This window comes from Pseudomonas sp. S2_E01 (assembly GCF_054668365.1).
Window position 1 is genome coordinate 933224 of the sequence record NZ_CP162762.1, and the last position, 21104, is coordinate 954327.

Genomic DNA, 21104 nt, shown 5'->3' on the forward strand with positions numbered 1-21104 from the left:
GCGATGGTGGCTCAGACACCGCCGAGGTATCAAGCTGGCGCGGAAGCTGCATCCCATGGCCATTCGCCGGTTTTCCGTCACCGGCTCCTGGAGGGTAGGATGCGTAGCCTGGTTTTGCTGCTGGCCGTTTTGGCGCTTGGTGGCTGCATGAATGTCAGCGACATGGCTGAAGGGACTCGCTACCACATGAGCGACGCGGGTCTGCTCGACCACAGCGATAGCCGTCGCGTGAACAACCTGCGCATTCAACCGGATTCGTTTGTGTACATCGCCCAGGGTGCCTTTGCGCCGCCGAACAGTGCCGTGTATCCGCGACCCAATGTGATCGCCGAAGTCGCCTTTGACGGCTTTATCGAATACTTCCCGATGGTGCGCCGTGCTCGGGCGCCGGAAGGCCTGGACCAGGCCATGGGTGAAGCCCGTGCAGTGGGTGCCCATTATCTGCTCTATACCCGTTTCGCCAAGTCCGATGACCGTATCGGTAACTCTGACGAATGGCTGGACCAGGAAGCCGTGGACCGCCTCGGCGTCGACACGGGTGTCATTCAGGTCATGTTGATCGAGACCAGCACCCAGTATTTGATTGATACTGCACGCATCAAGAGTCGTGGCGGTTTACTGACGTTCCACGACAAAAAGCCGGAAGACCTGATGGGCCCGCCGCTGGAACAATATGCGCGCAGCCTGCTGGGGCTCAGTGACCAGTAATCGTCAGGAGAACGCCATGAGTGGCCCGCAAAAAGCCAACGACCTGTTGGGGCAGATCCCCAAGACCCAAGGCTTGCCACCGGTCCACTTGTGGAACCCTGCGTTCTGCGGCGACATCGACATGCGCATCGCTCGCGACGGCACTTGGTATTACCTGGGCACGCCGATCGGGCGCAAGCCGATGGTCAAGCTGTTCTCCACCATCATCCGCCGCGATGGCGATGATTATTTCCTGGTCACCCCGGTCGAGAAAGTCGGCATCAAGGTTGACGATGCGCCGTTCGTGGCGGTGACCCTGGATGTGCAAGGCGAGGGTGAGTCGCAAATCCTGCGCTTTACCACCAACGTCGAGGAAACCACCGAAGCCGGGCCCGACCATCCGATTCGCGTGGTGATCGATACTCGGACCGACGAACCCGCCCCTTACGTGCATGTGCGCACCAATCTCGAAGCCCTGATTCATCGCAATGTGTTCTACCAGATGGTGGAGCTGGCGGTGAGTCGCGAGATCGATGGGCAGCAGTGGTTGGGGGTTCGGAGTGGTGGCCAATTCTTCCCCATTGGTCTCGAGCCCTGACCTGAAATCTCACGAGTGAGAGATCCCAGTGGGAGCGGGCTTGCTCGCGATGGCGGTGTGTCAGTCAATCAATGCTCATCTGACACACCGCAATCGCGGGCAAGCCCGCTCCCACATGTAAAAAAGTGGTTCTCCTGAAATTCAAATTGACACCCAATCATATGATGATTAGCGTAGGCCTCCACAGTAATCAGGTCCGAGGTGTCCATGTCCAGCAGCTTTCATGCATCAACAGTCGATTGGCTGGGTTGCTGGATTGCCGCGAGCCATGTGAAGCCAGGCGAAGCCCTCAAGGTTGAGGCCGATCTGGGTGAGCAACTCGGCGTCAGTCGTACGGTCATTCGCGAAGCCATCAAAACCCTGGTTGCCAAGGGCATGCTCGAAGTCGGGCCGAAGGTCGGCACACGGGTGCTACCGGTGCGACGCTGGAACCTCTTCGATCCGCAAGTTGTCGGCTGGCTGTCGCGCAGCGGTCTGCCGGAGAACTTCGTCGACGACCTGTTGGACTTGCGTCGCACCATCGAACCCATGGCGGTGCGCTGGGCATGCGAGCGAGCGACGGTCGAGCAGGTGGAGGCGATTCTGCTGGCTTACAACGCCCTGGAGCGCGCGGTCAGCAGCGATGCGGATTACAACCGGGCTGATCGCTGCTTCCACGAGTGCATCCTCGCCGCCAGCCACAACCAATTCATCGAGCAGATGGTCCCGGCGCTCGGCGCGTTGCTGGCGGTGTCGTTCGAAGTGTCCGCCGCCGACCCTGACGAACTGCGCCGCACGCTGCCCATCCACAAGGAGATGGCCGACGCCATCGCCGCTCGGGATTCGGCGCGGGGCGTGTGGGCTTGCATGACGCTGATCGATAATGCGGACCTGGCGATCAAACGTTTTTACCCACAGGTCATGGCCGACAAGAAAGCAGGCTGACCTGGCTCTCCCAATAAAAACAACAATGCCGGAGGTTTCATGAGTTTCACCGCAGTCACCGAACACCGTGCGCAATTGGGTGAAGGGCCGTTCTGGGACGCACCGACCCAGACGCTGTATTGGGTCGATATCGCCGGGCGTCAGGCACTGCGCCTGATCGGAGCCAACGTGCAGATCTGGCAGATGCCCGAGCACGTGTCCGCCTTCATTCCCTGTGAAAGTGGCGACGCACTGGTGACGTTGAGCAGTGGCGTCTATCGGCTGGACCTCGATTCGCCCGGTCTTGAACCCAGGCTGACGCTGTTCTGCGTTGCCGACCCCCAACCTGGCAATCGGGGTAACGAAGCCCGTTGCGATGCGCAGGGCCGGCTCTGGCTCGGCACCATGCAGAACAACATTGGTGAAAGCGGTGAAGACCTGCCGTTGGAGAGACGCAGCGGCGGTCTGTTTCGCGTCGACCGGGATGCGCGGGTCACGCCGTTGCTGCGTGGGCTGGGTATTCCCAACACCCTGTTGTGGAGCGATGACGCCACCACGCTGTATTTCGCCGACAGCCTGGACGGCGTGCTCTACCAGTATTTCATCCGCACCGATGGCGGTCTGGAGCCGGCGCAAGTGTGGTTCGGCCCCCATGAGCGCGGCGGGCCGGACGGGTCGGCGATGGATGCTGAAGGTTTCATCTGGAACGCACGGTGGGACGGCAGTTGTCTGCTCAGGCTGACCCCGCAGGGGCAGGTCGATCAGGTGATCGAGCTACCCGTCAGTCGCCCTACCAGCTGTGTATTTGGCGGCGCGGACCTGAAAACGCTCTACGTCACCAGTGCCGCGAGCCCGAAGAATCATCCATTGGACGGCGCGGTGCTGGCCATTGAGGTCGATGTGCCCGGAAAGCTCTGTACGAGATTTTCCGGTTAAATCCCAAAATATGGGATGTAAAATTATATATTGAGATTATTTGCCCGCCGGGTTTATAGTCAGATCCATCAGTTGCACGCACTCACACTTAAAAAGAATAAAACAGGTGAAGTGATGAAACGATTTACCTACAGGATTTTCAACCGGACATCGATGGATGCCCGGTTTTTGTCGTGCCTGGAAAAGGGAGTCGCGCTGCATGGCTGAGCTCCTTTCGCTGCCAGCGGTGCCCGAGCCGCCGCAGGGTGAGCGCCTGAAAGACAAGGTCGTACTGCTGACCGGCGCAGCCCAGGGCATCGGCGAGGCAATCGTTGCGGCCTTCGCCTGCCAGCAGGCCCGATTGATCATCAGTGATATCCAGGGCGAGAAGGTCGAGGCAGTCGCTGCTCTCTGGCGCGACAAGGGCTTCGACGTCCAGGCGATCAGGGCCGACGTATCCAGCCCACAGGACTTGCATGCTATGGCACGGCTGGCGGTCGAGCGTTACGGCCGCATCGACGTGCTGGTCAACTGCGCAGGCGTCAATGTATTTCGCGATCCCCTGCAAATGACCGAGGAAGACTGGCGCCGTTGTTTCGCCATCGACCTGGACGGAGCCTGGTTCGGTTGCAAGGCCGTACTGCCACAGATGATCGAACAGGGTGTCGGCAGCATCATCAACATCGCTTCGACCCATTCCAGCCACATCATTCCAGGCTGTTTTCCCTATCCGGTGGCCAAGCACGGGTTGCTCGGCCTGACCCGTGCGCTGGGCATCGAGTACGCGCCCAAGGGCATTCGGGTCAACGCCATCGCCCCAGGCTACATCGAAACCCAACTGAACATCGATTACTGGAACGGTTTTGCCGACCCGCACGCCGAGCGTCAACGGGCGTTCGACCTGCATCCACCACGGCGCATCGGCCAGCCCATGGAAGTGGCGATGACCGCGGTGTTCCTGGCCAGTGATGAAGCGCCCTTCATCAATGCTTCATGCATCACCATCGATGGTGGTCGCTCGGTGCTGTACCACGACTGAGTAACCGGGGTTCCAGGCGCTAAAGTGCGGCTGTAATTCAATCATCATATAATATGACTATTTGCAGTAACCTTTGATTGGCTTTCAACTAACGCTCAAAAAAAATAACAAGGAGTCAGCTTATGAATCGTCGTCGTGGGATCCGTTCCCTGTGCCGTGTTGCCTTGGCGGTTACCGCCGTCAGCCTGAGCAGTACGCTGCTGGCTGCCGAGGAAATCAAAATCGGTTTTCTGGTGAAGCAGGCGGAAGAGCCCTGGTTCCAGACCGAATGGGCCTTCGCGGAAAAAGCCGGCAAGGACAAGGGCTTCACCGTGATCAAGATTGCCGTGCCGGACGGCGAGAAAACCCTCTCTGCCATCGACAGCCTTGCCGCCAACGGCGCCAAGGGTTTCGTGATCTGTCCGCCGGACGTCTCCCTGGGCCCGGCAATCATGGCCAAGGCCAAGCTCAACGGTTTGAAAGTGATTGCCGTGGATGACCGCTTCGTCGATGCCAGCGGCAAATTCATGGAAGACGTGCCGTACCTCGGGATGGCGGCTTACGAGGTCGGGCAGAAGCAGGGCGCGGCGATGGCCACCGAAGCGAAAAAACGTGGCTGGGACTGGAAAGACACCTACGCGGTGATCAACACCTACAACGAACTGGACACAGGCAAGAAGCGCACCGACGGTTCGGTCAAGGCATTGGAAGACGCCGGGATGCCGAAGGATCACATCCTGTTCTCGGCGCTCAAGACCCTCGACGTGCCGGGCAGCATGGACGCCACCAACTCTGCATTGGTGAAACTGCCGGGCGCGGCAAAAAACCTGATCATTGGCGGCATGAACGACAACACCGTGCTGGGCGGCGTGCGCGCCACCGAAAGCGCCGGGTTTGCGGCGGCCAACGTGATCGGCATCGGCATCAACGGCACCGATGCCATCGGTGAACTGAAAAAGCCCAACAGCGGTTTCTTCGGTTCGATGCTGCCCAGCCCGCACATCGAAGGCTATAACACCGCCAGCATGATGTTCGAGTGGGTCACCACCGGCAAGGAGCCGCCGAAGTACACCGCCATGGACGACGTGACGCTGATCACTCGGGACAACTTCAAGCAGGAACTGGAAAAAATCGGCCTGTGGAACTGAGGCTCGATTGATTTCCCCGGCGGCCCTGGCAACGGGGCTGCCTGATCCGTGGGATGAGGTGGTTTATGCACGCGCAAGTACAAACACAACAAGACAGCGCCGGCGGCAGTTTACGTTTCAACGGGATCGGCAAGACCTTTCCCGGCGTCAAGGCGCTGGACGGCATCAGCTTCGTCGCACATCCAGGCCAGGTCCATGCCTTGATGGGCGAGAACGGCGCCGGCAAGTCGACCCTGCTGAAAATCCTCGGCGGTGCCTACACGCCCAGCAGCGGCGATTTACAGATCGGTGAACGGACGATGGCCTTCAAGTCCACGGCCGACAGCATCGCCAGCGGGGTGGCGGTGATTCACCAGGAGCTGCACTTGGTGCCGGAAATGACCGTCGCCGAAAACCTGTTTCTCGGGCATCTGCCCGCCAGTTTCGGCCTGATCAATCGCGGCGCGTTGCGCCAGCAGGCGTTGGCCTGCCTCAAGGGCCTGGCGGACGAAATCGACCCGCAGGAGAAAGTCGGGCGCCTGTCTCTTGGTCAGCGGCAACTGGTGGAAATCGCCAAGGCCCTGTCCCGAGGCGCGCACGTGATCGCCTTTGACGAACCGACCAGCAGCCTGTCGGCGCGGGAGATCGATCGCTTGATGGCAATCATTGGTCGCCTGCGCGATGAAGGCAAAGTGGTGCTCTACGTGTCCCATCGCATGGAAGAAGTGTTCCGCATCTGCAACGCGGTGACGGTCTTCAAGGACGGCCGCTACGTGCGTACCTTCGAGGACATGAGCGAGCTGACCCACGATCAACTGGTCACTTGCATGGTCGGCCGCGACATCCAGGACATCTACGATTACCGTCCGCGCAAGCGGGGGGCGGTGGCGTTGCGAGCCGATGGCCTCCTCGGGCCGGGCTTGCGCGAGCCGATGAGTTTCGACGCACACAAAGGCGAGATCCTCGGCCTGTTCGGGCTGGTGGGTGCCGGGCGCACGGAGCTGTTCCGCCTGCTCAGTGGCCTGGAGCGCAGCAGCGCCGGACGCCTGGAATTGCGCGGTCATGAATTGCAACTACGCTCACCCCGGGACGCGATCGCCGCCGGCATTCTGCTGTGTCCGGAGGACCGCAAGAAGGAGGGCATCATTCCGTTGGGCAGTGTCGCCGAAAACATCAACATCAGCGCACGCCCGGCCCATTCCGGTTTCCGCTGCCTGATTCGCGGGCTCTGGGAAAAGGACAATGCTGACAAGCAGATCAAGGCGCTCAGGGTGAAAACGCCCCATGCCGGACAACAGATCAAGTTTCTCTCCGGCGGCAACCAGCAGAAGGCGATCCTCGGTCGATGGCTGTCGATGCCGATGAAGGTGCTGCTGCTCGACGAGCCCACTCGTGGCATCGACATCGGCGCCAAGGCCGAGATCTACCAGATCATTCATAACCTGGCCGACAGTGGGATCGCGGTCATCGTGGTGTCCAGCGACCTGATGGAAGTCATGGGCATTTCCGACCGGATCCTGGTGATGTGCGAAGGGGCAATGCGTGGCGAGCTAAGCCGCGAACAGGCCAATGAATCCAACCTGCTGCAACTGGCTTTGCCGCGCCAACGCGCTGACGGCGTGGCGAACTGAGAGGTGACTATGATGACAACCCAAAACGAAACCCTGCCGACGACGCGCAAACCGCTGGACCTGCGGCGCTTTCTCGATGACTGGGCGATGCTGGCGGCAGCGGTCGGTATCTTCGTGCTTTGCACACTGCTGATCGACAACTTCCTCTCGCCGCTCAACATGCGCGGCCTGGGCCTGGCGATCTCCACCACCGGCATTGCCGCGTGCACGATGCTGTATTGCCTGGCATCGGGGCATTTTGACTTGTCGGTAGGTTCGGTGATTGCCTGTGCCGGTGTGGTCGCGGCGGTGGTGATGCGTGACACCGACAGCGTATTCCTCGGCGTGGCGGCGGCGCTGTGCATGGGGCTGATCGTCGGGCTGATCAATGGCATCGTGATTGCCAAGCTGCGGGTCAATGCCTTGATCACTACGCTGGCGACCATGCAAATCGTGCGTGGCCTGGCCTACATCTTCGCCAACGGCAAAGCGGTGGGCGTGTCCCAGGAATCGTTCTTCGTCTACGGCAACGGCCAGTTGTTCGGCGTACCGGTGCCGATCCTGATCACCATCGTTTGCTTCCTGTTTTTCGGCTGGCTGCTGAACTACACCACGTACGGACGCAACACCATGGCCATCGGTGGCAACCAGGAAGCGGCGTTGCTGGCCGGCGTCAACGTTGACCGGACCAAGATCATCATCTTCGCCGTGCACGGCGTGATCGGCGCATTGGCCGGGGTGATCCTGGCGTCGCGCATGACTTCGGGCCAGCCAATGATTGGCCAGGGTTTTGAACTGACGGTAATTTCGGCTTGCGTTCTGGGTGGCGTATCGCTCAGTGGCGGTATTGGCATGATCCGGCATGTGATTGCCGGGGTGTTGATTCTGGCGATCATCGAGAATGCCATGAACCTCAAGAACATCGACACCTTCTACCAGTATGTGATTCGCGGTTCGATCCTGCTGTTGGCGGTGGTGATTGACCGGTTGAAGCAGCGTTGAGAATCGTGTTGATCTGATATTGCCAATCGCGACGGTTCGACGCCTCGACAAGCTCGCTCCTACAGTTGAAATGCGATCACTGTAGGAGCGAGCTTGTCGAGGCGTCGAACCGTCGCGATTGACCGCGCAGCGGTCAGCCCTCCACCTGTCACCTCCCTTAAATATTCCTTGCCCGTAACAGCATGTTTCGGGTATCAATTTGTACATGATTAGACAGGTACGATTCGACAAGAAACAACGGGTGGTCGACGAACTCATCCGGCGCATTGAAAGCGGTCTGTTGGAGGACGGTTTTCTATTGCCGGGTGAGCATCAGTTGGCTCAAGAATTCAAGGTCAGCCGCGGCACGCTGCGTGAAGCGCTGGCCGAACTGAAACGGCGCAAATACATTGCGACCCAAAGCGGAGTAGGTTCCATCGTCACTTTCGACGGCGTGGTGCTTGATCAGCGCAGCGGCTGGGCGCAGGCACTGGCCGACAGCGGGGCGCTGGTCAATACCGAAGTACTGCGGCTGGAGGCGGTCACGCGACCGGACCTGCTGTCGCGCTTTGGCACCGACCAGTTCATCACACTCGACCGCCGCCGTCGCGCCAACGACGGCACGCTGGTCTCCCTTGAACGCTCATTGATGCCTGCCACCGGGGGCCTGGAAAGCCTGCCGCGAGTCGGCCTGATCGACAACTCCCTGACCATTACCCTGGCCGCCTACGGCTACATCGGCGAACGCGGCGACCAGTGGATTGGCGCCGAACCCTTGAGTGCCGAAGACGCCCAGCTACTCGGACGCCCCACCGGCACCGTATTCCTCAAAGCGTTGCGGACGACCTACGACCGGCAAAACCGTTTCATGGAACAGGTCGAAAGCCTGCTCGATCCCGTACATTTTCGCCTGCACCTGCAATTTGGAAATACACAATGACGGCGCTCAATCGTGCCCTGGGCGCATTCTACGGACTGGCCCTGGGTGATGCGCTGGGCATGCCGACCCAATCGCTGAGCCGTGCCGAAATCCAGTCCCGTTTCGGCGAGATCACACGCCTGGAAGATGCAGGCCCCCATCAGCCGATTGCCGCCAACATGCCCAAGGGCTCCATCACCGATGACACCGAGCAGGCGATCCTGGTCGGCCAGTTGCTGGTTGATGGCCGGGGCACCATCGAACCTGCGTTGCTGGCGCAGCGACTGATCGAATGGGAAGCGGCGATGCAGGCCAAGGGCTCGCAGGATTTGCTCGGCCCGTCGACCAAGCGCGCCATCGAGATGATCCTTGCCGGCCATTCGCCTGAAGAAGCCGGGCGCTACGGCACCACCAACGGCGCGGCGATGCGCATTACACCGGTGGGCATTGCCGCCGATGTCGCCAAGCCACAGGCATTCATCGCTGCCGTGGTGCAGGCCTGCCAGGTCACCCATAACACCACGCTGGGCATCTCCAGTGCGGCGGCGGTGGCGGCGGTGGTCTCGGCCGGTATCAACGGCATGGATCTGGGCGAGGCGTTGAACCTCGGCCAGCAGATCGCACAGCAGGCCGAAGAGCATGGACACTGGGTCGCGGGCGGGCGCATTGCCTCGCGGATCAGTTGGGCGCGTACCATCAGCGTTGATCGTGACAAGGCGTTGCTTGCGGATCTGCTTTACGACGTGATCGGCACGTCCGTGGCGTCGCAGGAGTCGGTGGTGGTTTCGTTCGCGTTGGCGCAGCAAGTGGCCATCGGTGAGATGAATGCCTTCGACGCGCTGTGCATGGCCGCCGGCCTGGGTGGCGACACCGACACCATCGCGGCGATTCTCGGGGCTATGCTGGGGGCCTGCCTGGGCCTTGAAAGCTGGCCAGCCTCGATGATCGAGCAGGTCAAGACTGTCAACGGGTTGAAGCTGGAGCCTTTGGTGCAAGGGCTTCTCGCACTGCGCTGACGCACACCCTGTAGGAGCGGGCTTGCCCGCAATGGTCGTCAACGATAACGCGGGATGTCTGAATCCCCGCGGTGTCTGGGCTACCATCGCGAGCAACCTCGCTCCTACAGGGGTGCACCGCTTTATCGAATTATTCACCGCAATGGATCGCACAACACGGCCAGGACCGCCGGGATGTTTTGTCGATTTCTGCAATTGCCCACAAGCACAAAAATGGCAACAGGAGCCTTTTACATGAGTTCATCAAACGTCGGGCAAAGCGCCGGGCAACTGGAGACCCGGGGGATCGAACCGGTACCGGAAGCGGAGTGCAACGGGCATCCGCTGCAACTGTTCTGGGTCTGGTTCGCCGCCAACATTTCCATCCTCGGCCTGCCGCTGGGGGCCACGTTGGTAGCGTTTCGGGGGTTGGCGATCTGGCAGGCGATCATCGTCGCGATTCTCGGGGCCGCCGGTTCCTTCGCGGTGGTGGGGATCATTTCCATTGCCGGTCGTCGTGGCCGAGCACCGAGCCTGACGCTGTCGCGGGCGATCTTCGGCGTGCGCGGCAACATCGGCCCGACGCTGGTTTCGCTGATGTCGCGTCTGGGTTGGGAAACCGTCAACACCACCACTGCGGCCTTCGTACTGCTGTCGTTGTGTTCGATCCTGTTCGGCTCGCCGGTGGAAGCGAAAAGCGCACCTTTGCTGACGCTGGTCTTCATCGCGATTTTCGTGCTCCTGACGTTGTCGGTGTCGGGGCTAGGCCACGCGACGCTGCTGGTGATCCAAAAATGGGCGACCTATGTGTTTGGGGCGCTGAACATTCTGGTGGGCGGCTTCCTCTGCGCCACCATCGACTGGAGTGCCGTGTTCAACGCCACGCCGGCGCCGATGAGCGCAATGATCATCGGCATCGGCACCATGGCGGCGGGCACCGGTATCGGTTGGGCCAATGCCGGTGCCGACATGTCGCGCTACCAGCATCGCAGCGTCAAGGCCGTGCGCCTGGTTGCATCGGCAGCGTTTGGTGCCGGCATTCCACTGGTGCTGCTGATCACCCTCGGCGGCCTGCTGTCGGTGGGCAACAATGACCTGGCGTCGGCCACTGACCCGATCGTCGCGATTCGCGACATGCTGCCGACCTGGATGGCGGTGCCGTACCTGATCACCGCATTTGGCGGTCTGCTGCTGTCCAACAACCTGTCGGTGTACTCCGCTGGCCTGACTACGTTGACCCTGGGCCTGAAGGTCAAGCGCGTGTACGCGGTTGTGGTCGACATCGTGGCGATCTTCGCCGGCTCCATCTACTTCATGCTGATCGCTGACAGCTTCTACGGCCCGTTCATCACGTTCATTTCCCTGCTGGCGGTGCCGATCACGGCCTGGGTCGGGATCTTTGTAGTCGACCTGATTCACCGTCACTACTACAGCCCTGCCGACTTGCTGGATGTCACCCCGAGCAGCGCCTACTGGTATCGCGGCGGCGTCGAATGGCGGGCGTTCGGTGCCTGGGCCGTGGCGATCGTGCTGGGTTTCAGCTTCACCACGATTGGCACCACCGAACAGACCGTTTGGTTTCGCGGTTTCCTCTCCGACTCCTGGCTCGGTCATAACGGCTTGGGCTGGATCGTGACGTTCCTGGTCGCCGGTGGGATTTACGCTGTACTCGGCGGGGCCAGGGATCGTCGTGCTGCCGTGATTGAGAATGCTCATGCCTAAGTTGTTACACACCGGCCAGGTCATCATCGACCTGGTCATGGCGGTAGACAAGCTGCCACCACCGGGTGGCGATGTGTTGGCCCAGTCCGCCGATTTTGAGGTCGGCGGCGGCTTCAATGTGATGGCCGCTGCGCAGCGCAATGGCTTGCCAGTGGTTTACCTCGGGCGTCATGGCAATGGTCGTTTCGGCGACCTGGCCCGGGCGGCGATGGCGGCTGAAGGCATTCACCTTGGCATCGTCCAGCCTGCCGAGCGCGATACCGGTTTGTGCGTGGCGGTTACCGAGGCGTCAGCCGAGCGCAGCTTCATTTCCTACATCGGTGCAGAAGGTGAGGTGTCCGCCGAGGAACTGGCCGGCGTGCCGGTCGAGGCGGGAGACTTTGTCTACGTCAGTGGCTATAGCCTGTCGCAGGTCGGCAAGGCCCAGGCCCTGGTGGATTGGGTGCTGGGGCTGCCTGCGGCAATCAGCGTAGTGTTTGATCCGGGGCCACTGGTGGACTCACCGGATGCGCCGTTGTTGCGGGCCTTGATGCCGCGCATTGATGTGTGGACCAGCAACAGCGTTGAGGCGCTGAAGATCACCGGGGAATCGAACCTCGACGCAGCACTCGGTCAGTTGGCTGGATTGCTTTCGCCCAAGGTGATGATGGTGGTGCGTGACGGGCCTCGGGGCTGCTGGATCAATCAGGGTGGCATCCGCAGTCATGTACCGGGTTTCAAAGTCGAAGCGGTGGACAGCAACGGTGCCGGTGATGCCCATGCCGGGGTGTTCCTCGCCGGGTTGGCGCAAGGCCTGCCGGTGCTCGCGGCGGCGCGGCGGGCGAATGCAGCGGCGGCTTTGGCGGTGACGCGCTGGGGGCCGGCGACGGCGCCTGGGGCTGCTGAGGTGGATGCGTTTATTCGCCAGTCCTTATAGAGCCTGAGCAGGCCCCATCGCGAGCAAGCCCGCTCCCACGGGAGATTTTATTCCTTCTGCTGAATGCGTGCCCCTGTAGGAGCGAGCTTGCTCGCAAAGAGGCCATAGGCTTCAACACAAAATTCCGGTGCCTGTACCGGCCCCATCGCGAGCAAGCTCGCTCCTACAGGGGCGTATCCAATCTGTGGGAGCGGGCTTGCCCGCGAAGAGGCCATCAGCCTCATTGCAACACTCAAGACTCAGCCGGCCTTGCGCAACGCCTCGATCAACTCCTGCTTGCGCATCGTGGAGCGCCCCGGAATCTTCTTCGCCGAGGCTTCTTTCTTCAAGCTCGCTACGGTCTGGGTTTCTCGGGAGGCCTTGCTGCTTCGCGGGTGCCCCTCACGGCTGGCCACAGCGCGTCTCGAGGACTCCTTGCGATCTTCGGACTTCGCCCGCGCCGGCTTCTTACGACCCGATCCGCTGCGCTCCCCGCCACCTGACTGTTTGTTGACCGTGGCCCAAGCCCGAGCCTCGGCTTCATCTTTCGACACTCCTTTGTGCTCGTAACTTTCCTCGATGTGTTCAGCCTTGCGTTTTTGCTCGGCGGTGTACTTGTCTTTGCTTCCACGAGGCATGGCAATTCTCCTGGTGTATGCATCGAAAGTCGCCGCCGCTCGTGGCGGCGACCGGATTTTTCGCGTCAGACATCCAGCTTGCGCGCCGCCTCGACCCCGGCGGCACTGAGCTTGATCGGCAGGTTCAACGAGTGCTCGCCAGCCTCGTTGCACACCACGTGACCCTGCTGGATCAACCCGCGCTCCTGCAGTGTGGCCAGGGTGCTGGCCACGACTTTCTCTCCCCGGTAATTGTCCAGGACCTCTTTACCCAGCCCGCTCGGATGAGCGTGCAGCAAACGGGTCAGGACTTCTTTCTCAAGGTTTTCATCGACGTTCATGGTTACCTCTTTCATGGCAATGGATTACTGGCGTGGCGATTTACTGATTGGCGCCGCCTTCGGAGCCCGAACCACCAGTGGTGGTTTTGGAGCGAGTGCCGGTATTGTCCGGAGTGGCGCCGTCTGGTACGCCTTGGCGTCCCGTGTCGTTGCCTTTGGTGCGTGGGTCGGTGCCGGTAGACGGCGGCAGGTTCTGATCGACGCCGCCGCCATCGGTGTTGATACCGGGCGCGCTTTGAATGGCTGGAGATTGAGGTTTGGTGACTGGGTCGGTCGGGCCTGTTCCTGAGGCGGTAGTGTCAGCGAACGCTGCAGAGGACAACAGGGTAGCGAAGGTGAGGGCGGTCAGTCGGGACATGAGCATGGTGTCGTCTCCATTTCATTAAGAGTCCTTACCTGATGTTGGTCCACCCTCCCTTTGGATTGGTGCCTGATGAACGACGAACGGTTCAGGCCGGCTGTGGCGTCTTGAGGTTGAACCGGCGCCAGAGCAGGCGGCCTACGGTGATCAACCAGTTCAACAACGCCACCGCCAGAATTGTCAGCAAAAGTGTTCCCATGCCTTGTTCGACGATGATCTTGCCCGCCAGCAACGGGAAGCCGAACACGCCGATAAAGTACGACAGACTGAACAGCAGCAACGCTTGCGCGGTGACTCCGCCGGGTGCTTCGTTGGCGGCCAGGCCGTTGATCACCGAGTACGTCAGTCCATAGCCTACGCCAAGCGTCATTGCGGCCAGCACGTAGGTGAAGCTGTTGTCGACGACAAAGCCGAACAGCACGATCGAACCCATCATCAACCCCGACAACAGGCATGAAGCGCGCAGCGGATCGCGCTTGACCACGAAGCCCGCGATCAACATGCGACTACTGATTGCGGCGCCCATGAAGCCGAAAAAGAACAGCGAGTAATCCAGCGAACGTGATGTCGCATAGCTGGTTTGGAAACTCGACAGGCCACCAAAGACGCAACCGCCCAGACCCACCATGACGATCGGCAGCACCGCCCTGGACGACAGCACTTCAAAGGTGGCTCTCCACGAGATGCGCGCGACGCTGGCGGTGGGCGAGGGCGCCTTGTTTAACCGCGCGTCCAGGCGCCAGAACAGCACGACGCCGATCAGGCTGGCCAGTGCCGCGAGGTAAAACGCCGAAGTCAGCGGGTAGCCCAGTGCGCTGGCCGCACGCCCCAGCAACGGGCCGCTGCCGATGCCGGTCATCATGCTGCCCGACAGCAGGGCGAAGTATTTGGCGCGTTGCGCGGGCACGACCAGGCTGGCGACGATGATCGGCCCGAGCGTATAGAAGACGCCCCAGCCCAACCCCAGCAACAGGCCGAAAAACAGCAGAAGGTGCCCGAAGCCCGGCGTCATGGCGAACCCCAGGCTGGCCACCACCAGCAGAACGCCGAACAACGCAATCGAGCGCGCCGCACCGAACACATCGGACAAATGCCCGGAGACGATCACCGCCGCGAACGTACTGAGCATTGCCGCAGAGATCACGCTACCGGCATCGTGTTCGTTCCCCCCGCGTGCACCGATCAGCAGTGACAACAGAAACGTCGAGCCGTACGACAGCGACAACAGATAGCTGGCCAGGCAAAACATGCCAAACAGCTTGCGCGAGACTTGGGGTGGAGCACTGGACATGACGTGGTTCCTTGACCCGTTCATTGCAAAGAGTCTTCTATCTATCACGCGAGGCGAGGATGTTAGGTCTCTGGTTCTCGATTTCAGGATGAGTAATGACCGGAGTAATGCGCAGGGCTTGGGATAAATCCCTGTGACGCGTGCGCCGCGTCGACATACCATGACGTTTTCCATTTTGACGAAGGCCCGTCCATGACCATCGAGATCCGCCCGGCGACCCCGAGCGATGCCCCGCAAATCCTCGGGTTCATCACCGAACTGGCCGACTACGAACGCGCCCGCCACGAAGTCATCGCCAGCGTTGCCGACATCGAACGCAGCCTGTTCAGCGAAGGCGCCACGGCCCATGGCCTGATCTGCCTGCGTGACGGCGTGCCGATCGGTTTCGCCGTGTTCTTCTTCAGCTATTCGACGTGGCTGGGCAGCAATTGCCTGTACCTGGAAGACCTGTACATCACACCCGAACAGCGCGGCGGCGGAGCAGGCAAGACCCTGCTACGCCACCTGGCGAAAATCGCCTGCGCCAATGATTGCGGGCGTTTCGAGTGGAGTGTGCTGGAGTGGAACACGCCGGCTATCGAGTTCTACAAGTCGCTGGGGGCGCAACCGCAAGAGGAGTGGGTGCGTTACCGGATGGATGGTGCGGTGTTGCGCGAGTTTGCCCAAGGCAACTGACTGCTCCCAAACATTTGAGAAGATCGCAATGGCTGCGGTCTTTTTTTTGTTTTGTCTCACAATATGGGATAAGTATTTATATATTGAGATTTATCCCTTTGCGGGTTTATAGTCCGGCTCACTCACTGCCCAATAAACAAAACAGGTGAAGCGATGCTGGCGCAATTGATCGCGCTCGACTGGGGGACAACCTCATTACGTGCTTACAAACTCGCTGCAGATGGCCAGGTGCTGGAACAGCGCTCGCTGTCGTGCGGCATCATGCAGTTGCCCGTCACGCCGCGAGACATCGGCGGCGTGATGTGCACCGACGGTTTTGAACTGGCGTTCCTTGATGCCTGCGGCGATTGGCTTGACGCCCAACCTGGTCTGCCGGTGATTGCCTGTGGCATGGTCGGCAGCGCCCAGGGCTGGCGCGAAGCGGCGTACTGCGACACACCGGCCAATGTCGCCAATCTGGGCACTTCGCTGCAAACCGTGCGCAGTGTGCGCGGTGTCGACGTGCATATCGTGCCGGGCGTGATCCAGCGTTCGCGCCTGCCCAATGTGATGCGCGGCGAAGAAACCCAGGTCCTGGGCGTTCTGCAACGTCTGCCGGAAGAGAAGGGTGACGATCTGCTGATCGGCCTGCCGGGCAGTCATTCGAAGTGGGTGGAAGTGGCCGACGGTTGCATCGTGCATTTCGACACTTTCATGACCGGCGAAGTCTTCGCGGTGCTCAGCGATCACAGCATTCTGGGACGCACCCAACAACGCGGCGGGTCCTTTGACAGCGCTGCATTTGACCGTGGCGTGCAAGTGGCGCTGTCGACCGAGGGCGAAACCGGTCCGCTGTCGACGATGTTCAGTGCCCGCAGCCTCGGCCTGACCGGCGAGCTCAGCGCCAGTGCTCAAGCGGATTACCTGTCCGGCCTGCTCATCGGCCATGAACTGACGGCGCTGGCCGCCGTACTGCGTCGTCGGCGCTGCAGCGTGCACCTGCCTTCGGTCATTCTGATTGGCAACAGCCAACTCTGCTCCCGCTACAGCCGGGCCCTCGACGCCTGCGGTTTTGCTCGTGTGACGCTGGCCGAGCAGGCCACCGAGCGCGGTTTGTGGCAACTGGCGGTTGCCGCTGGCCTCGTCCCCCAACAACCCTCGCGTTAAACCTGACTGGAGGTCTGACATGCTCAAGCAAGCCCTGGCGCAAAACGGTCTGATTGCCATCCTGCGCGGCCTGCGTCCGCAAGAAGCGGCGGCCATCGGCGAAGTGCTGTACGCCGCCGGATTTCGCGTCATCGAAGTGCCGCTCAATTCACCCGAACCGTACGAAAGTATCCGCATCCTGCGTAGCACCTTGCCTGCCGATTGCCTGATCGGCGCCGGCACGGTGTTGACGCCGGAACAGGTCGAGCAGGTGAAAGCCGCTGGTGGCCAGGTGATCGTCATGCCGCACAGCGATGCCAAGGTGTTGCGCGCGGCGAAGGCGGCCGGATTGTTCCTGTCACCGGGTGTGGCGACGCCTACCGAAGCGTTTGCCGCGCTGGCTGAAGGCGCCGATGTGCTGAAGATGTTCCCGGCTGAGCAAATGGGTCCGACGGTGGTCAAGGCCTGGCTGGCCGTGTTGCCGGCCGGAACCATCCTGGCACCGGTGGGCGGGATCACCCCGGACAACATGCAAGTGTTCATCGACGCTGGCGTTCGAGGGTTCGGCCTCGGTTCCGGTTTGTTCAAGCCGGGCATGTCGCCCGAGCAAGTAGCGGCCAATGCCAAGGCCTACGTCGCGGCCTGGAAGGCTCTTCGCTAAGCATTTTCGGCGCTGCATGCGCTGCATCTAACAAGAGAGACAATCAGATGAAAATCACCAAGCTGACCACCTTCATCGTTCCGCCGCGCTGGTGCTTCCTCAAGGTCGAAACCGATGAAGGCGTGACCGGTTGGGGCGAGCCCGTGGTCGAAGGCCGCGCTCACACTGTCGCGGCTGCCGTCGAAGAATTGTCCGACTACCTGATCGGCAAAGACCCACGCAACATCGAAGACATTTGGACCGTGCTTTACCGCGGCGGCTTCTACCGGGGTGGCGCCATCCACATGAGCGCACTCGCCGGCATCGACCAGGCGTTGTGGGACATCAAGGGCAAGGCGCTGGGCGTGTCGGTCAGCGACCTGCTCGGTGGTCAGGTTCGCGACAAGATTCGCGTGTATTCGTGGATCGGCGGCGACCGCCCTGCAGACACCGCCCGCGCGGCGAAAGAAGCGGTGTCTCGTGGTTTCACGGCCGTCAAAATGAACGGTACCGAAGAACTGCAATTTCTCGACACCTTCGAAAAAGTCGACCTGGCCCTGGCCAACGTTGCCGCCGTGCGTGATGCGGTCGGCCCGAACGTCGGCATTGGCGTGGACTTCCATGGCCGGGTGCACAAGCCAATGGCCAAGGTGCTGATGAAGGAACTCGACCCGTACAAGCTGATGTTCATCGAAGAACCGGTGCTCAGTGAAAACTACGAAGCGTTGAAGGAACTGGCACCACTGACCAGCACGCCGATTGCGCTGGGCGAACGCCTGTTCTCACGCTGGGATTTCAAGCGTGTGTTGAGCGAAGGCTACGTCGACATCATCCAGCCCGACGCCTCTCACGCCGGGGGGATCACCGAGACCCGCAAGATCGCCAACATGGCCGAGGCCTACGACGTCGCGCTGGCGCTGCATTGCCCGCTGGGCCCGATTGCCCTGGCGGCTTGCCTGCAACTGGACGCGGCCTGCTACAACGCGTTCATCCAGGAACAGAGCCTGGGCATCCACTACAACGAGAGCAACGACCTGCTCGACTACGTGAAGGACCCGCGGGTGTTCGACTACGACCAGGGCATGGTGAAGATCCCCAACGGCCCGGGCCTGGGCATCGAGATCAACGAGGAATACGTGATCGAGCGTGCAGCGGTCGGCCACCGCTGGCGCAACCCGATCTGGCGTCATGCCGATGGCAGTTTTGCCGAGTGGTGAGTCTCGTTTGATTCATCTTATAGCCCCCTGTGGGAGCGAGCCTGCTCGCGATGGTTTGTCTGCCGGCATCGATGTCGAATGACACACCGCTATCGCGAGCAAGCCCGCTCCCACAAGGGGACTGACTCAGCGCTTCAGCTCGACCTCAATAAAGATAAAAAGAGGCACCCCCCATGCAATCGCAAACCCTCACCGGGCAGGCGTCACTGGTGACGCCCAGCCGCAAGCGTTTTTTCATCATGGTCCTGCTGTTCATCACCGTGGTGATCAACTACCTGGACCGCAGCAACCTGTCCATCGCCGCCCCGGCGCTGACCAGCGACCTGGGCATCGACCCGATTCATGTCGGGCTGATTTTCTCCGCGTTCGGCTGGACCTATGCCGCCATGCAGATCCCCGGCGGCTGGCTGGTCGATCGTGTTCCGCCGCGCATTCTCTACACTGCCGCATTGTTGCTGTGGTCGATCGCCACGGTGATGCTCGGCTTCGCTGGCAGCTTCATCGCGCTGTTCGTCCTGCGCATGGCGGTCGGCGCCCTGGAAGCCCCTGCGTACCCGATCAACAGCCGGGTGGTCACCACCTGGTTCCCCGAGCGCGAGCGCGCCACGGCCATCGGTTTCTACACCTCCGGGCAGTTCGTCGGCCTGGCGTTCCTGACGCCGGTCCTCGCCTGGCTGCAGCATGAATTCGGCTGGCACATGGTGTTTGTCACCACCGGCGCGGTGGGCATCCTGTGGGCGGTGATCTGGTACGCCGTGTATCGTGAGCCACGGGACTTCAAGGGCGCCAACCAGGCTGAAATCGACTTGATCCGCGAAGGCGGCGGGTTGGTGGACATCCAGAAGGAACAAGCCAAGGTCAAAGCCAAATTCAGCTGGACCGACCTGGGCATCGTCCTGACCAAACGCAAACTCTGGGGCATCTACCTGGGCCAGTTCTGCCTCAACTCGACGTTGTGGTTCTTCCTCACCTGGTTCCCGACCTACCTGGTGAAATACCGTGGCATGGACTTCATCAAGTCCGGGTTGCTGGCATCGTTGCCGTTCCTGGCGGCCTTCGTGGGCGTGCTCTGCTCGGGTTTCTTCTCGGACTTCCTGATCCGTCGTGGTTACTCCGTGGGCTTTGCCCGCAAGTTGCCGATCATCGGCGGTTTGTTGATTTCGACCTCGATCATCGGGGCCAACTTCGTCGAATCGACGCCGCTGGTGATTGCCTTCCTCGCGCTGGCTTTTTTCGGCAACGGCCTGGCGTCCATCACCTGGTCGCTGGTTTCGACCCTGGCACCGGCGCGTCTGCTGGGATTGACCGGTGGCGTTTTCAACTTCATCGGTAACCTGTCGGCCATCGCCACGCCGATCGTCATCGGTTTCCTCGCCAGCGGAGATTCCTTCGCGCCAGCCATTACCTACATCTCGGTTCTGGCCTTGCTGGGTGCGCTTTCCTACATCCTGCTGGTGGGCAAGGTCGAGCGTATCGAGTTGTAGTCGCAGCCCTCGGGCGACCATAATGCCGCCCGTTCACTCGCTCAACGCTAAAGGCTGGATATGCAGGAAGACGCTGCAAAACACACCAAGGACGCTGCGCCCACTGGCACCCAGACTTTGCTTCGCGGTTTGGGTGTCGTGCAGGCCGTGGCCAGTGGTGCACGCGACCTGAAGGAAATCGCCCGTCTGATCGGCACCACGCGCAGTACCACGCATCGACTGGCCAGTTGCCTGGTGGACGAGCGTTACTTACGCGTGGTGCCGCAGATCGGTTATCTGCTGGGGCCGAAGTTGATCGAGCTGGGTTTCCAGGCCCGTGAAGAGCTGCCGCTGGTGACCCTGGCCGGGCCGTATCTGGATGAGTTGTCGGCGTTGACCGGCGACACCATTCACCTGGCGATTCGCGAAGGCGACGAAGTCTTGTATCTGCACAAGAACCCAGGGCGCAACGGCCCGGAAATGCGTTCACGGGTTGGCCACCGCATGCCGTTGGCACGCACCGGGATCGGCAAGGCGCTGATGCTGGATGACACCGAGGAAGAATGGCAACGGTTGTACGAAGTCAGCTTGCCAGAAGGTGGGAAAAATCAGTTCTGGCCGCAGCACCCGGAGCAATCCTGGGCGCAGTTCCGCCAGCGCATGGTCGAGTACGTGGCCGGTGGCTACGCCTTCGACCTGGAAGACAACGAACCGTCGATCCGCTGCGTCGCCGCACCGATACGCGATGCCAGCAAGCGCATCGTCGCCGGCATCAGCATTGCGAGCACGGTGCCGTACATGCCACTGGAAAAAATGGCCGAGCTGATTCCCCTGATCAAAGGGGTCACAGCCCGGCTGTCGGCGGAGCTTGGTCTGAAGGTCTGAGCTTCGAGGTGCTCGACGCACAATTGCGGCACAGGCGCTGTTTCGAGCGCAGTTTCTGACGTGTTCGCTCCGACAGGAATTGTGGGTAACAAAAAGGCCCCCGTGTAGGGAGCCTTTTT

The 21104-nt window shown here is 61.1% G+C and carries 22 protein-coding genes; 18 read left to right on the forward strand and 4 right to left on the reverse strand.

Translation table 11 applies throughout. The features are described from left to right. Positions 1 to 99: 99 nt before the first annotated feature. From AB4O36_RS04415 to AB4O36_RS04470, 12 genes are all read left to right on the forward strand, one after another. On the forward strand, positions 100 to 708 hold the full coding sequence (locus AB4O36_RS04415; RefSeq protein WP_460121945.1) for a DUF4823 domain-containing protein: 609 nt from the start codon (positions 100 to 102) through the stop codon (positions 706 to 708). Between the two features lie 16 nt (positions 709 to 724). Beyond that, positions 725 to 1285, forward strand: a complete 561-nt coding sequence (locus tag AB4O36_RS04420; protein WP_460141132.1) for a DUF1285 domain-containing protein — start codon at positions 725 to 727, stop codon at positions 1283 to 1285. A 207-nt stretch (positions 1286 to 1492) separates the two neighbouring features. Continuing rightward, complete coding sequence (locus AB4O36_RS04425; protein ID WP_460121948.1) at positions 1493 to 2209, forward strand: FadR/GntR family transcriptional regulator; 717 nt, start codon at positions 1493 to 1495, stop codon at positions 2207 to 2209. Positions 2210 to 2248: 39 nt separating this feature from the next. Further along, on the forward strand, positions 2249 to 3124 hold the full coding sequence (locus tag AB4O36_RS04430) for an SMP-30/gluconolactonase/LRE family protein (RefSeq protein WP_460141133.1): 876 nt from the start codon (positions 2249 to 2251) through the stop codon (positions 3122 to 3124). Positions 3125 to 3323: 199 nt separating this feature from the next. Continuing rightward, positions 3324 to 4142 carry an SDR family oxidoreductase gene (locus AB4O36_RS04435; RefSeq protein WP_460121952.1) on the forward strand — a complete coding sequence of 273 codons (819 nt, stop codon included), beginning with the start codon at positions 3324 to 3326 and terminating at the stop codon, positions 4140 to 4142. Between the two features lie 122 nt (positions 4143 to 4264). Further along, positions 4265 to 5269 carry a substrate-binding domain-containing protein gene (locus AB4O36_RS04440; RefSeq protein WP_460121954.1) on the forward strand — a complete coding sequence of 335 codons (1005 nt, stop codon included), beginning with the start codon at positions 4265 to 4267 and terminating at the stop codon, positions 5267 to 5269. 65 nt (positions 5270 to 5334) lie between these two features. Next, the gene (gene araG, locus AB4O36_RS04445; protein ID WP_460121955.1) at positions 5335 to 6879 is read left to right on the forward strand and encodes an L-arabinose ABC transporter ATP-binding protein AraG; all 1545 of its coding nucleotides are present in this window, start codon (positions 5335 to 5337) and stop codon (positions 6877 to 6879) included. Between the two features lie 12 nt (positions 6880 to 6891). Beyond that, positions 6892 to 7860: an L-arabinose ABC transporter permease AraH gene (gene araH / locus AB4O36_RS04450; protein ID WP_460121957.1), complete on the forward strand. Its 969-nt coding sequence runs from the start codon at positions 6892 to 6894 to the stop codon at positions 7858 to 7860. A 205-nt stretch (positions 7861 to 8065) separates the two neighbouring features. Then, the gene (locus AB4O36_RS04455; RefSeq protein ID WP_460121959.1) at positions 8066 to 8779 is read left to right on the forward strand and encodes a GntR family transcriptional regulator; all 714 of its coding nucleotides are present in this window, start codon (positions 8066 to 8068) and stop codon (positions 8777 to 8779) included. Then, entirely contained in the window at positions 8776 to 9774 is a 999-nt protein-coding gene (locus AB4O36_RS04460) for an ADP-ribosylglycohydrolase family protein (protein ID WP_460121961.1), read from the forward strand. Before AB4O36_RS04455 ends, AB4O36_RS04460 begins: the two co-directional genes overlap by 4 nt. 234 nt (positions 9775 to 10008) lie before the next feature. Continuing rightward, complete coding sequence (locus AB4O36_RS04465) at positions 10009 to 11475, forward strand: purine-cytosine permease family protein (RefSeq protein WP_460121963.1); 1467 nt, start codon at positions 10009 to 10011, stop codon at positions 11473 to 11475. Then, positions 11468 to 12391: a PfkB family carbohydrate kinase gene (locus AB4O36_RS04470; protein ID WP_460141134.1), complete on the forward strand. Its 924-nt coding sequence runs from the start codon at positions 11468 to 11470 to the stop codon at positions 12389 to 12391. The genes AB4O36_RS04465 and AB4O36_RS04470 overlap by 8 nt, the downstream gene beginning before the upstream one ends. Before the next feature lie 239 nt (positions 12392 to 12630). Here AB4O36_RS04470 and AB4O36_RS04475 read toward each other — a convergent pair whose 3' ends face one another. The 4 genes from AB4O36_RS04475 to AB4O36_RS04490 form a co-directional block, all read right to left on the reverse strand. After that, positions 12631 to 13008: a Rho termination factor N-terminal domain-containing protein gene (locus AB4O36_RS04475; RefSeq protein ID WP_460121966.1), complete on the reverse strand. Its 378-nt coding sequence runs from the start codon at positions 13006 to 13008 to the stop codon at positions 12631 to 12633. A 65-nt stretch (positions 13009 to 13073) separates the two neighbouring features. After that, positions 13074 to 13328, reverse strand: coding sequence for a hypothetical protein (locus AB4O36_RS04480; protein ID WP_460121968.1), 255 nt, complete (start codon positions 13326 to 13328; stop codon positions 13074 to 13076). Positions 13329 to 13368: 40 nt separating this feature from the next. Beyond that, complete coding sequence (locus AB4O36_RS04485; RefSeq protein WP_460121970.1) at positions 13369 to 13692, reverse strand: hypothetical protein; 324 nt, start codon at positions 13690 to 13692, stop codon at positions 13369 to 13371. Between the two features lie 85 nt (positions 13693 to 13777). Then, positions 13778 to 14980 carry an MFS transporter gene (locus AB4O36_RS04490; RefSeq protein WP_460121972.1) on the reverse strand — a complete coding sequence of 401 codons (1203 nt, stop codon included), beginning with the start codon at positions 14978 to 14980 and terminating at the stop codon, positions 13778 to 13780. Positions 14981 to 15172: 192 nt separating this feature from the next. Here AB4O36_RS04490 and AB4O36_RS04495 point away from each other — a divergent pair, with 192 nt between their 5' ends. The 6 genes from AB4O36_RS04495 (at position 15173) to AB4O36_RS04520 (ending at position 20985) form a co-directional block, all read left to right on the forward strand. Beyond that, complete coding sequence (locus AB4O36_RS04495) at positions 15173 to 15655, forward strand: N-acetyltransferase family protein (protein WP_460121974.1); 483 nt, start codon at positions 15173 to 15175, stop codon at positions 15653 to 15655. 153 nt (positions 15656 to 15808) lie between these two features. Further along, complete coding sequence (locus AB4O36_RS04500; protein WP_460121976.1) at positions 15809 to 16801, forward strand: 2-dehydro-3-deoxygalactonokinase; 993 nt, start codon at positions 15809 to 15811, stop codon at positions 16799 to 16801. Positions 16802 to 16820: 19 nt separating this feature from the next. After that, entirely contained in the window at positions 16821 to 17441 is a 621-nt protein-coding gene (locus tag AB4O36_RS04505; RefSeq protein WP_460141135.1) for a 2-dehydro-3-deoxy-6-phosphogalactonate aldolase, read from the forward strand. A 47-nt stretch (positions 17442 to 17488) separates the two neighbouring features. Beyond that, positions 17489 to 18637, forward strand: a complete 1149-nt coding sequence (dgoD, locus tag AB4O36_RS04510) for a galactonate dehydratase (protein WP_224536146.1) — start codon at positions 17489 to 17491, stop codon at positions 18635 to 18637. Positions 18638 to 18810: 173 nt separating this feature from the next. Further along, the gene (locus tag AB4O36_RS04515; protein ID WP_460121980.1) at positions 18811 to 20121 is read left to right on the forward strand and encodes an MFS transporter; all 1311 of its coding nucleotides are present in this window, start codon (positions 18811 to 18813) and stop codon (positions 20119 to 20121) included. A 60-nt stretch (positions 20122 to 20181) separates the two neighbouring features. Then, positions 20182 to 20985: an IclR family transcriptional regulator gene (locus AB4O36_RS04520; RefSeq protein WP_460121981.1), complete on the forward strand. Its 804-nt coding sequence runs from the start codon at positions 20182 to 20184 to the stop codon at positions 20983 to 20985. The last annotated feature ends 119 nt before the right edge of the window (positions 20986 to 21104 follow it).